This is a genomic window from Massilia sp. UYP34 (assembly GCF_056279385.1).
Genome location: NZ_JBWBRF010000010.1, coordinates 97,784 through 110,495, shown reverse-complemented (window position 1 = coordinate 110,495; position 12,712 = coordinate 97,784). Strand labels below are relative to the sequence as shown.

Sequence of the window (12,712 nt, the reverse complement as noted above, 5' to 3'; positions counted from 1 at the left end):
GGCAACCATATTAAGCGTCGCCAAAGGCATAACCGTTACAATGGGAGCCCATTTTCGCAACATTTTATTCGCCATGACTGACAAGCGTCCAACGCTCACCCTGAAACCCAAGGCCAGGCCCGGCGCCGACCGGCGCGCCGCGGGCGCGGGCGGCCGCGCGGTGGGCCATGCTCCGGTCCCGGCCGGCGCTGCGGCAACCGGCCCGGGGCGGGCGCAGGGCGGTCATGGCAAGCCCGGCCCGAGCGCATCCGGCCAGCCCAGCCCGTCCGATCCCGACCGCCGTCCGGTCGGCAAGCCGCCGCGGGTCCAGGGTGGCGACTTCGCCGGCCACCAGCCACGCGCGGCGGGCGCGGGGCGCGACGCTGCGGCCCAGCGCCTGCGCCCGAGCCATGAAGTCAAGGTCGCGCCACAGCGCGACTACCGTCCCGACCTCAAGTCCGACTCGCTGGCGCTGGCGCTGCTGGGCGCCGCCAGCGCCGTGGCGCGCGTGCGCGGCGGCAGCGCGCTGCCGCAGGCCCTGGCCGGCGTGTTCGCCGCCTACGACGCCACGCCGCAGGCGCGCGGCGCGATCCAGGACATCGCCTACCGCACCATGCGCCAGCTGGGCCGCAGCGAGACCCTGCTCGGCCTGATGACCAGCAAGGCGCCGGAGCCGCCGATGCTGGGCGGCCTGTTGTGCGCGGCCATCTCGCTGCTCGATCCGCCCGAGGGCCAGGCCGCCCCCTACGAAGCCTTCACCGTGGTCGACCAGGCCGTCAGCGCGGCCGCGGCCCATCCCGATTTCGCCCATGCCAAGGCCATGGTCAATGCCGTGCTGCGGCGCTTCCTGCGCGAGCGCGAGGCGCTGGTCGGGCAGGCGCTGCGCGAGCCGCTGGCGCGCTTCAATTATCCGCAGTGGTGGATCGACACCATGCGCGCATCCTATCCGCGCGAGTGGGAAGCGCTGCTCGAGGCCGGCAATGTCCATCCGCCGCTGACGCTGCGCGTCAACCGCCGCAAGGCCAGCGTCGCCGCCTATCTGGAGATCCTGGACGCCGCCGGCCTGCAGGCCGCGCAGGTGGGGCCAGGCGCGGTGCGCCTGGCCCAGGCCATCAACGTGGCGCAGATCCCGGGCTTCGCCGATGGCATGGTGTCGGTGCAGGACGCCGGCGCCCAGCTGGCCGCGCCGCTGCTCGACCTGAAGGACGGCATGCGCGTGCTGGACGCCTGCGCCGCCCCCGGCGGCAAGAGCGGGCACATCCTCGAGACGGCCGACGTGCAGCTGACCGCGGTCGACGCCGACCCGGCGCGCCTGGCGCGCGTGCGCGACAACCTGGGCCGCCTGGGCCTCCCCGCGACGCTGCTGGCCGCCGACGCCGGCAGCCGGGATTGGTGGGACGGCCGTCAATACGATCGCATCCTGGCCGACGTGCCGTGCACCGCCTCCGGCATCGTGCGCCGCCACCCGGATATCCGCTGGCTGCGCCGCAAGTCGGATACATCCCAACTTGCAACACTTTCTTCCAAAATACTCGACAATCTTTGGCAGATGTTGCTGCCCGATGGTAAATTGCTGTTCGTGACATGTTCGCTCTGGCCCCAGGAATCGGAGGCGCAGGCAGCCGCTTTCGCGGCTCGCCACGACGCAGTCCGCCTCGATGCGCCGGGCCAACTCCTGCCGCTCCGCGGCGCCGGACAGGATCATGACGGTTTGTTCTACGCCCTGTTCCAGAAGAAAGCGGCGTAAGTTCTTTTACATTACGCGCATTTTTAAGGCCCCGGCTCACCCGTGACGTTACGACTTTTACGCCTCCTCGCCTGCCAGCTGCTGCTGGCGCTTGCGTGCGTTGGTGCGTGGGTACCGGCGCAGGCGGCCGACGGGATCGAGATCACCCGCGCCGCGATCGAAGCCAGCGACGACGGCTACCGGCTCAACACGGTCTACGATTTCGAGCTCAATAGCGGCCTGCGCGACGCACTCCAGCACGGCGTGCAACTGCATTTCACCACCGAGATCGAGCTGGTGCGGCCGCGCTGGTGGTGGCGCGACGAGCGGGCGGTGTCCGCCAAGCGCACCATCCGCATTTCCTACGACGTGCTCACGCGGCAGTATTACGTGACGGTGGTCGGCTCCTTCCAGGAGCGCTTCCAGAGCTTCGAAGACGCGATGTTCATGGTGCGCAGGCCGACCCGCTGGCTGATCGCGCCCAAGGGCAAGCTCAAGCCGGGCGAAGTCTACGAAGTCTCGCTGCGCATGTACATGGACCGCGAATACCTGCAAAAACCCCTGCAGGTCAACGCCTTCAACGATTCCGACTGGCGCCTGACGTCCAGCCGCAAGACCTTTACCTATCGTGCAGAGTAGACCGGTCAATCAGGTCTTGCGCTACGCCCTCGTCGTGGGCGCAGCCGTGGTGTCGATCCTGCTGTTCCTGCTGGCCTCGGCCTCGGCCAATTCCGAATTCCTCGGCCGCTACTACGCCTGGCTGATCGGACTGAACGGCACGGTGGCCTTCGTGCTGCTGATCTTCGTCGCGGTCGCCCTGGGCCGCCTGTACTCGCGCTACAAGGCCGGCAAGTTCGGCTCGCGCCTGATGGCGCGACTGGTGCTGCTGTTCGCCGGCATCGGCATCCTGCCCGGCGTCGTCATCTTCATGGTGTCGGTCAATTTTGTCTCGCATTCGATCGATTCCTGGTTCGACGTCAAGATCGAGTCGGCGATCGAATCGGGCCTGAACCTGGGCCGCGCCGCGCTCGACGAATCGCTGGCCGAACTGGGCGCGACTGCGCAGACCGCCGCCGCGACGCTGGCCAGCCAGGGCGACATGAGCGCGCAGCCGGTGCTGGCGCGCCTGCTGGCCGAGACCAGCGGCCTGCAGAGCGCGATGCTGGTCGACGAGAGGGGCGCGGTGCTGGCCGCGGCGCTGGAAGACCGCGGCGCCAATCTCGCGGACGACGCGCCCAATGAGCGCATGCTCAAGAGCGCCGCCATGCCGGGCGGGTATGCGCTGGCCGAAGGCGGCGTCGATCGCGACCTGAGCGAGGAGGGGCTCGACGGCGTCTCGAGCGCGCTCGACGCCGTCACGGGCCTGCGCCTGCGCGTGGTGCTGGCCGTGCCCGAGCCGCCCGGCGCCCCGCAGCGCTACCTGCAGCTGCTGCAGTCGGTGCCGGTCAACCTGGCCTCGAACGCCGAGGTGCTGCGCTCGGCCTACAGCGAATACCGGCTGCGCCTGGAAGCGCGCACGGGCCTGCGCAAGATGTACATCGGCATGCTGACCCTGACGCTGCTGCTGGCGATCTTCGGCGCCGTCGGCAGCGCCTTCCTCATCGCCAGCAACCTGGCGCAGCCGCTCCTGGTGCTGGCCGAGGGCACGCAGGCGGTGGCCGAGGGCGACCTGTCGCCGCGGCCGATCGTCCAGACCAACGACGAGCTGGGCACGCTGACGCAATCGTTCAATGCCATGACCGGCCAGCTGTTCGAGGCCAGGAGCGCGGTCGAGCGCAACCGCGCCGCGTTGCAAAGCGCCAAGGCCCACCTCGAATCGGTGCTGGCCAATATGTCGGCCGGCGTGATCGTGCTCGACGCCGAGGGCCTGGTGGTGAACTCGAACGACGCCGCCTACCGCATCCTGCAGGTGGAACCCGGCGCGATGGCCGGGCCGCTGGCCCGGATCCCGGGCCTGGAACACTTCTCGAACTGCATCACGCGCGCCTTCTCGGCCCAGAGCGCGCACTCGGCGGCCGAGCGGCGCAAGCGCGCGCACTGGCAGCAGCAGATCGAGATTCCGCGCCGCGGCAGCGGCGACGAACACGACCACGACCTGGTGCTGCTGGCGCGCGGCTCGCGCCTGCCGGTGGGCGCCGACAGCGGCTTCATCGTCGTGTTCGACGATATCTCGGACGTGATCACGGCCCAGCGCTCGGTGGCCTGGGGTGAAGTCGCGCGGCGCCTGGCGCACGAGATCAAGAACCCGCTCACGCCGATCCAGCTGGCGGCCGAGCGCATGCAGATGAAGCTCGAGGACAGCCTGCCGCCGAAAGAGGCCGAGCTGCTCAAGCGCGGCACCACCACCATCGTCAACCAGGTCGACGCCATGAAGCGCATGGTCGATGACTTCCGCGACTACGCACGCACGCCGCCGGCCATGCTCGGGCCGCTCGACCTGAACGGCCTGATCGAAGAGATACTGAACCTTTACCTGGCCGAGGACGGCCACGACGTCATCCATGCCAGCCTGGCGCCGCACCTGCCGCGCGTGATGGGCGACGCCACCCAGTTGCGCCAGGTGATCCACAACCTGGTACAGAACGCCCAGGACGCGCTGGTCGACCGCGGCCCGGATGCGCCGCCACCGCGCGTGGACGTGAGCACCGAGGCGATCCACTACACCGGCGCCGACGGGCTGGCGGGCACCGCGGTGCGCCTGGCGATCGTCGACAACGGCCCCGGTTTCGCGCCGCGTATCCTGGCGCGCGCTTTCGAACCCTACGTCACCACCAAGGCCCGCGGCACCGGCCTGGGCCTGCCCATGGTCAAGAAAATCGTGGACGAACACGGCGGCCGGATCGACGTAGGCAACCGCAGCGATGGAACTGGCGCGGCAGTGTCGATTTTGCTGCTAAAGTTAGCTGAAGTGTCCTGAAATGAAGATTCGTTGAATCAAGCCTGGTCGTTCCAGCCACCACTATTTGAGACACTCAGATGCAGCCCCATCAGCAAACTTGGCTTAAGTGCAAAAAAACTTATAAAATTGCACACATGACGGGTAGAAGATCAGGAAGGTAGAAAAGATGGCGAACATACTCGTAGTTGACGATGAAATGGGCATCCGGGAGCTCCTGTCGGAGATTCTCGGTGACGAAGGTCATGCCATCACCCTGGCCGAGAACGCGCAGCAGGCGCGCGAGGCGCGTGCGGCCGCGACGCCAGACCTGGTGCTGCTCGACATCTGGATGCCGGATACCGATGGCGTGACCCTGCTCAAGGAATGGCAGCGCGACGGCATGTTGACCATGCCGGTCATCATGATGTCGGGTCATGCGACCATCGACACGGCGGTCGAGGCGACCCGTATCGGCGCCCTGAATTTCCTCGAAAAGCCGATCGCCCTGCAAAAGCTGCTCAAGGCGGTCCAGCAGGGCCTGAGCCGCGCGCAAGAGGTGGCGCGCGCACCGATGGCGCCGCCGCGCCCGATCGCGCCGAGCGCGCCGCCGGTGGCCAACGATGCCGCCATCGCCGCCCCCAGCGCGCCGATGTTCGCGGCCCCCGGCGCCCAGCCCGGCCCCGGCGTCGGCATGGGCAACGGCTCGCGCATGGTGCATGCGGTGTCGCAAGGCGAGGGCACCGGCTACACGCTGTCGTTTGACCTGCCGCTGCGCGAGGCGCGCGACGCCTTCGAGCGCATGTATTTCGAGCACCACCTGGGCCGCGAAGGCGGCAGCATGACGCGCGTGGCCGAAAAGACCGGCCTCGAACGCACCCACCTGTACCGCAAACTCAAGCAGCTGGGCGTCGAACCGGGCAAGCTCGCCAAGAAAGGGGGATGATGGCCCGCACGGCCACCGTCCTCGTTACCGGCGCCAGCGCCGCCGCGCGCGAGCAGGCGATCGCGGCGCTGCTGGCCGTTCCTCCCGATGCCGCTTCCGTTCCTGGCGCGCCTGGCGCCGGCGCAGACGCGCCTCCCAACTTCAGCGCCGTCATCCTCGAAGGCCTGGGCGTGGCCGCTACGCCGCTCGAGACCGGGCCCGGCCTGCAAGTCGTGCGCATCGCTCCCGGTTGTTTGTGCTGCGACGGCAATCTCGTTTTGCGTGTAACATTGAACCGACTGCTGCGCCAACGCCCGGGACGCTTGTTCCTCGGTCTGGCGAGCAGCGAACACCTTGATCAGTTGCGATCGTGGCTTGTAGCGCCGCCATACGATCAGCTGTTGGCACTGAACCCGACCGTCCACGCGTGACGGACTTGAAATCGGTTCGAACAGCCCCACCTCTGAAGCGAAGTGAACAGCCTGCCGTACGCCGCCATGCGGCAGGGTTGCACTAATTTCTGATCGAAGGAGTCATCATGAACATGATCTATAACAGCGAACAGTACAGCGTCGTCGAGTTCGGTGTCGACCGTGAACTCGAAGCGCTGCGGTTTGGCGGCTTCGAGATCGTCGACAAGGCCGGCCGGCGTGAGGCCTTCATCGGCGGCCGCCTCGCGCAATCGTTCCGGCGCGATGTCAACAACCTGATTGCCAGCGAACCCACCATGGAAGAGATCGACGACTTCCTGGGTTCGTATGACACCCTGATGAGCCAGCCCGTCGTCCTGCATTGAGCAACGACAGCGGTCCACTGAAGTCCCCGAGCGCCATCGCCACCAGCGGGCAATGGCGCTTTTTTTATCCAGCATGGTAAGCTGCGCGCCATGTGCCAGCTTCTCGGAATGAACTGCAATGTCCCCACCGACATTGTCTTCTCTTTTACCGGCTTCGCCCACCGCGGCGGCCGTACCGACACCCACCACGACGGCTGGGGAATCGCCTTTTTCGAAGGCAGCGGGGTACGCCACTTCGTCGATCACCAGGCCGCCATCGCCTCGCCGATCGCCGAACTGATCAAGCGTTATCCGATCAAGTCGACCAACGTCATCGCCCACATCCGCAAGGCCACCGTCGGCCAGGTGGCGCTGGAAAACTGCCATCCCTTCGTGCGCGAGCTGTGGGGCCGCTACTGGGTGTTCGCCCACAACGGCGACCTCAAGGATTTCGCGCCCGTGCTTGACGGGCCCTATCGTCCGGTCGGCACCACCGACAGCGAACTGGCCTTCTGCTATCTGCTGCAAAGCATGCGCCGCGAATTCGGCGACACCGCGCCAAGCCGCGAGGACTTGCGCGCACTGCTCGAGCGCGTCATCCCCGGCATCGCCGCGCACGGCACCTTCAATATGATGCTGTCCGACGGCGCCGCGCTGTTCACCCATTGCTCGACCAAGCTGTGCTACGTGGTGCGCAAGTATCCCTTCGTGACGGCCCGTCTGTCCGACGAAGACCTGTCGGTCGACTTTTCGCAGGTGACCACGCCCAACGACCGGGTCGCGATCATCGTCACCGAGCCGCTGACGACGAACGAGGAGTGGACCCATTTCGCGCCCGGCGAACTGAAGGTGTTCGTCGATGGACTCCCTCAGTAGATGAACCTGACGCCCCGCCAAGGCGCCCGGCGAGGGCGGGGAGGGGGCGGCGGCGCGTGTCGATCCTGGCAACGTCGATGTTTCGCGAACATCGTTCCTTCAATAAATTAGTGCCGAGAAGACACATACCGGGACGGATGCGGTAAAGTAGTCCGATTGACGCGAGAATGAGAACGAGATGACCGATACCGCCAGCCTCGACGAGGCCTCCCAGCCGCTCCGCATGCGCCATTTCTACCTCGCGCGCCAGCCGGTGCTGGACCGCAACCAGGCGCTGTTCGGCTACGAACTGCTGTTTCGCGGCAGCGCCCAGGGCCCGGCCCATTTCGATTCGGGCCTGTCGGCCAGCGCCAGCGTCATCCACCATGCGTCCCAGCTCGGCCTGCCGCGCGCGATCGGCGACGCCAACGCCTTCATCAACGTCGACCAGGACGTCCTGATGAGCGATGTGTTCGCGCTGCTGCCGCGCGAGCGCACGGTGCTCGAGATCGTCGGTTCGGTCGAGCCGGATGACGCCGTCATCGAACGCATGCGCGCCCTGGGCAGGCATGGCTTCCGCTTCGCAGCCGAGGCGGCGGCCCACGGTCCGGCGCTGTCGCGTCTGCTGCCGGTGATCGACTTCGTCAAGATGGACCTGCGCGCGCTGCCGGTCGTGACCCTGCTGTCGCTGGCGTCGCGCCTGCGCACCACGGGCAAGCGCCTGGTGGCCGAAAAAGTCGAACACCACAGCGAATACCGCACCTGCCTGGAGATCGGCTTCGACTACTTCCAGGGTTATTATTTCTCCAAGCCGGCGGTGCTGGCCGGCCGCAAGCTGTCGCCGTCGCAGGCGACGGTGCTCGACCTGGTGAACCTGGTGGCGTCCGACGCCGACAACGCCGAGATCGAGCGCGTGGTCAAGCGCGAGGTGACCATTGGCCTGAACCTGCTGCGCCTGGTGAACACGCCGGCCGTGGGCGCGGCGCGGCGCATCGAATCGATCAGCCAGGCCTTGACCCTGCTGGGCAGGCGCCAGCTGCAGCGCTGGCTGCAGATCCTGCTGTATGCCGAGCCGGACGTGCACGGCCACAGCCAGAGCCCGCTCCTGCTGCTGGCCACCACGCGCGCGCGCCTGATGGAGTTACTGGCCCAGCGCCTGCGCCCCGGCCAGAAGAACGTCGCCGACGTCGCCTTCACGGTCGGCATGATGTCCTTGATGGACACGCTGTTCTGCATCCCGATGATGGACATCGTGGAACAGATCCCCGTGATCGACGAAGTGCGCACCGCGCTCCTGCGGCGGGGCGGCTTCTTCGGCGAGCTGTTGAAACTGGCAGAATCGATCGAGCGCATGGACGACCAGGGCGACGACATGCTGGCGGGCCTCAGGAGCCTGTCGATGGAGGGCGACGACCTGGCCGAGCTCGAGGTGTCGGCGTTCGAGTGGAGCGACAAGGTGGTGCGCTACGCGATTTGAGTTAGCTTGAAACCGTCGTTCCCGCGAAGGCGGGAACCCAAGTCTTCGGCGAAGCTGATCTCGGCAAACGTATTGTCGGCGCAAACAAACTTAGGTTCCCGCCTTCGCGGGAACGACGTTTTTACGCAGCAGATATTCTCTTGCGCTCCGCTGCGCGCTTACGGCGATTACAGGTTCGGCGCCAGGTGCCGTTCGACGTCGAGCTTGTCCATCCCGCGCCGCCGCGCCATGTCCTCGACCTGGTCGTTGCCGATCTTCCCGACCACGAAATACTTCGATGCCGGGTGCGCAAAGTAAAAGCCCGACACCGCCGCGCCCGGATACATCGCGAACGACTCGGTCAGCTCCATGCCGATTTCGCCGGCCTGCAGCGTGCGGAACATATCGGCCTTGACCGTGTGCTCGGGGCAGGCCGGATAGCCCGGCGCCGGGCGGATGCCCTGGTACTCCTCGGCGATCAGCGCCTCGCTCGGCAGGTCTTCGTTGGCCGCATAGCCCCACAGGTCGGTGCGCACGCGCTCGTGCATGTATTCGGCGAAGGCTTCGGCCAGGCGGTCGGCCAGCGACTTGAGCATGATCGACGAATAGTCGTCATGCGCCGCCTCGAAGCGCTGCTCGTGCTTCTCGATGCCGAGGCCAGCGGTCACGGCGAACATGCCGATGTAGTCCGGGATGCCGCTGTCTTTGGGTGCGATGAAGTCGGCCAGGCACTGGTTGGGGCGCTGCACGCCGTCGATAACCGGCCTGACGCCCTGCTGGCGCAGGCCGTAATAGGTAAACGCCACCTGCTCGCGCGATTCGTCGGTATACACCTCGATGTCGTCGTCGTTGACCGTATTGGCCGGGAGCAGGGCGATCGCGCCGTTGGCGGTGAGCCAGCGGCCTTCGATGATCTTCTTGAGCATCGCCTGGCCTTCGGCATACACCCTGGTAGCGGCTTCGCCCACCACGTCATCGGTGAGGATGGCGGGGAAGGGGCCGGCCAGGTCCCAGGTCTGGAAGAACGGGCCCCAGTCGATGTAACGCGCGATCAGGCCCAGGTCGACGTTCTTGAACACGCGGCGCCCGATGAACTTCGGCTTGACCGGCGCGAACTCCAGCTTCGCCTTGTTGGCGCGCGCCTGCTCGAGAGGCAGCATCGGCAGCGCCTTCTTGCCGGCGTGCTGGATGCGGATGCGTTCGTAGTCCTGGGCCAGTTCGATGAGGTAGGCGCCCTTCGTTTCGTCGCTCACCAGCGCCTGGCCGACCGAGACCGAGCGCGACGCATCCGGCACGTAGATCACCGGACCGTCGTAGTGCGGCGCGATCTTGACCGCGGTGTGGGCGCGGCTGGTGGTGGCGCCGCCGATCAGGAGCGGCACCTGGCGCTCGCGGAACCACGGGTCGCGCTGCATCTCGCGCGCGACGTGCGCCATCTCTTCGAGCGACGGCGTGATCAGGCCCGACAGGCCGACCATGTCGGCGTTTTCTTCCTTGGCCTTGGCCAGAATGTCGGCGCAAGGGACCATCACGCCCATGTTCACGATCTCGAAGTTGTTGCACTGCAGGACCACCGAGACGATGTTCTTGCCGATGTCGTGCACGTCGCCCTTGACGGTGGCGATCACCATCTTGCCCTTGGGCTTGGCGACAATGCCGGTGCGGGCTTCTTCGGCCGCCTTTTCTTCTTCGATGAACGGCACCAGGTGCGCCACGGCCTGCTTCATCACGCGCGCCGACTTGACCACCTGCGGCAGGAACATCTTGCCCTGGCCGAAGAGGTCGCCGACGATGTTCATGCCGTCCATCAGCGGACCTTCGATCACGTGGATCGGGCGGCCGTTGGCCGCGGCCACCTGCTGGCGCATCTCTTCGGTGTCGTCGACGATCCACTGCGTGATGCCGTGCACCAGCGCGTGCGCCAGGCGCTTCTCGACCGGGCTGTTCCTCCACTCGAGGTTCTGTTCCTGCCTGGCGCCGCCGGCCTTGAGCGTGCCGGCGAATTCGATCATGCGCTCGGTCGCGTCCTTGCGGCGATTGAGCACCACGTCTTCCACGCGCTCGCGCAGTTCGGGATCGAGGTCGTCGTAGACGCCGACCATGCCGGCGTTGACGATGCCCATCGTGAGGCCGGCCTTGATCGCGTGGTACAGGAACACGGTGTGGATCGCCTCGCGCGCCGGGTCGTTGCCGCGGAAGCTGAACGAGACGTTCGACACGCCGCCCGAGATCTTCGCGTGCGGCAGGTTGTCGCGGATCCAGGCGCATGCCTCGATGAAGTCGTTGGCGTAGTTGTCGTGCTCTTCGATGCCGGTGGCGATGGCGAAGATGTTCGGGTCGAAGATGATGTCCTCGGGCGGGAAGCCCACCTGTTCGGTCAGCACCTTGTAGGCGCGCTCGCAGATCTCGATCTTGCGCGCGAAGGTGTCGGCCTGGCCCTGCTCGTCGAACGCCATCACGATCACGGCGGCGCCATAGCGGCGGCACAGCCGCGCCTGGCGGATGAATTCCTCCAGGCCTTCCTTCATCGAGATCGAGTTGACGATGGCCTTGCCCTGCACGCATTTCAGGCCCGCCTCGATCACCGACCACTTGGAAGAGTCGATCATCACCGGCACGCGCGAGATGTCCGGTTCCGAGGCGATCAGGTTCAGGAAGCGCGTCATGGCCGCCTGCGAATCGAGCATCGCCTCGTCCATGTTGATGTCGATGACCTGGGCGCCGTTCTCGACCTGCTGGCGCGCCACCGACAGCGCCTCGTCGAACTGCTCGTTCAGGATCATGCGCGCGAACGCCTTCGAGCCGGTGACGTTGGTGCGCTCGCCGACGTTCACGAACAGCGACGATTCGTCGATGGTGAACGGCTCCAGGCCCGACAGGCGCATCGCGACCGGCACGTCGGGCACCTGGCGCGGAGCCTGGGTTTCCAGCATCTTCGCGATCGCCGCGATGTGCTCGGGCGTGGTGCCGCAGCAGCCGCCGGCGATGTTGATGAACCCGGCGTCGGCGAATTCGCGCAGCAGGGCCGAGGTGTCGGCCGGCAGCTCGTCGAAGCCGGTGTCGCTCATCGGGTTGGGCAGGCCGGCGTTCGGGTAGATGCAGACGAACGTATCGGCGATTTGCGACAGCTCTTGCGCGTAGGGGCGCATCAGCGCCGCGCCGAGCGCGCAGTTCAGGCCAATCGTCAAGGGCTTGGCATGCCGCACCGAATTCCAGAAGGCGGGCACGGTCTGGCCCGACAGGATGCGGCCCGAGGCGTCGGTGACGGTGCCCGAGATCATCAGGGGCAGGCGCGGCGTGTCGGGATGCTCGTCGAAATACTGGTCGATCGCGAACAGCGCCGCCTTGCAGTTCAGGGTGTCGAAGATGGTCTCAACCAGCAGCAGGTCGGCGCCGCCGTCGACCAGGCCGCGCACCTGTTCATGGTAGGAGGCGACCAGCTGGTCGAAGGTGATGTTGCGCGCCGCCGGATCGTTGACGTCCGGCGAGATCGAGGCGGTCTTCGGGGTCGGTCCCAGGGCGCCGGCGACGAAGCGCGGCTTGTCGGGAGTCGAATATTTGTCGCAGGCGGCGCGCGCGAGCTTCGCCGCTTCGACGTTCATCTCGTAGGCCAGGTGCGCCATGTGGTAATCCTCCTGCGCCACGCCGGTGGCGCCGAAGGTATTGGTCTCGAGCAGGTCGGCGCCGGCGGCGAGATAGCGTTCGTGGATTTCCTGGATCACGTGCGGTTGGGTGAGCGTGAGCAGCTCGTTATTCCCTTTCACGAACAGTTCGCGCTGGCCGGCTCCCTCGGGCGCCGCGAAGGTCGCGAAACGCTCGCCGCGGTAGGCCGCTTCATCGAGCTTGTACTGCTGGATGATGGTGCCCATCGCGCCATCCAGGATCATGATGCGGCGCGCGAGGATCTCGCGCAGCTGGGTTTCGACCGGGGAGACGGGATTGGTACGGGCGTTCATCGTGTATTTTCCGAAGGTGCGGTTTGACAGACCGGTTGACGTTGGGCGGTCTACGATTATACGTCAAGCGGCAGGATTGGCCCGGCGATGGGGTCCTGTATGTATCGTTATGTATTCAATGCCGCATGCGTTACATAGCGTTACATTTGGCGGGGTCGCTGCAAT

Annotated in this window: 9 protein-coding genes; 8 read left to right on the top strand and 1 reads right to left on the bottom strand. The window is 66.4% G+C overall.

Annotation, left to right across the window (positions count from 1 at the left end):
- Positions 1 to 73: 73 nt before the first annotated feature.
- From rsmB to ACZ9AQ_RS16270, 8 genes are all read left to right on the top strand, one after another.
- Positions 74 to 1,726, top strand: a complete 1,653-nt coding sequence (rsmB, locus tag ACZ9AQ_RS16305; RefSeq protein ID WP_429204615.1) for a 16S rRNA (cytosine(967)-C(5))-methyltransferase RsmB — start codon at positions 74 to 76, stop codon at positions 1,724 to 1,726.
- 42 nt (positions 1,727 to 1,768) lie between these two features.
- The gene (locus ACZ9AQ_RS16300; protein WP_429204613.1) at positions 1,769 to 2,344 is read left to right on the top strand and encodes a DUF4390 domain-containing protein; all 576 of its coding nucleotides are present in this window, start codon (positions 1,769 to 1,771) and stop codon (positions 2,342 to 2,344) included.
- On the top strand, positions 2,334 to 4,622 hold the full coding sequence (locus ACZ9AQ_RS16295) for a sensor histidine kinase (protein ID WP_429204611.1): 2,289 nt from the start codon (positions 2,334 to 2,336) through the stop codon (positions 4,620 to 4,622). The genes ACZ9AQ_RS16300 and ACZ9AQ_RS16295 overlap by 11 nt, the downstream gene beginning before the upstream one ends.
- A gap of 148 nt (positions 4,623 to 4,770) precedes the next feature.
- A complete protein-coding gene (locus ACZ9AQ_RS16290; RefSeq protein WP_429204610.1) occupies positions 4,771 to 5,526 on the top strand; it encodes a response regulator in 756 nt (251 codons plus the stop codon).
- Positions 5,523 to 5,936 carry a GTPase gene (locus ACZ9AQ_RS16285; protein ID WP_429204608.1) on the top strand — a complete coding sequence of 138 codons (414 nt, stop codon included), beginning with the start codon at positions 5,523 to 5,525 and terminating at the stop codon, positions 5,934 to 5,936. The genes ACZ9AQ_RS16290 and ACZ9AQ_RS16285 overlap by 4 nt, the downstream gene beginning before the upstream one ends.
- 107 nt (positions 5,937 to 6,043) lie before the next feature.
- Positions 6,044 to 6,301, top strand: coding sequence for a BTH_I0359 family protein (locus ACZ9AQ_RS16280; protein ID WP_005667861.1), 258 nt, complete (start codon positions 6,044 to 6,046; stop codon positions 6,299 to 6,301).
- A gap of 90 nt (positions 6,302 to 6,391) precedes the next feature.
- Positions 6,392 to 7,156, top strand: coding sequence for a class II glutamine amidotransferase (locus ACZ9AQ_RS16275; protein ID WP_429204606.1), 765 nt, complete (start codon positions 6,392 to 6,394; stop codon positions 7,154 to 7,156).
- Positions 7,157 to 7,334: 178 nt separating this feature from the next.
- Positions 7,335 to 8,612: an EAL and HDOD domain-containing protein gene (locus tag ACZ9AQ_RS16270; protein ID WP_429204604.1), complete on the top strand. Its 1,278-nt coding sequence runs from the start codon at positions 7,335 to 7,337 to the stop codon at positions 8,610 to 8,612.
- A gap of 167 nt (positions 8,613 to 8,779) precedes the next feature.
- Here ACZ9AQ_RS16270 and metH read toward each other — a convergent pair whose 3' ends face one another.
- Entirely contained in the window at positions 8,780 to 12,547 is a 3,768-nt protein-coding gene (gene metH, locus ACZ9AQ_RS16265) for a methionine synthase (RefSeq protein WP_429204603.1), read from the bottom strand.
- Positions 12,548 to 12,712: the final 165 nt, after the last annotated feature.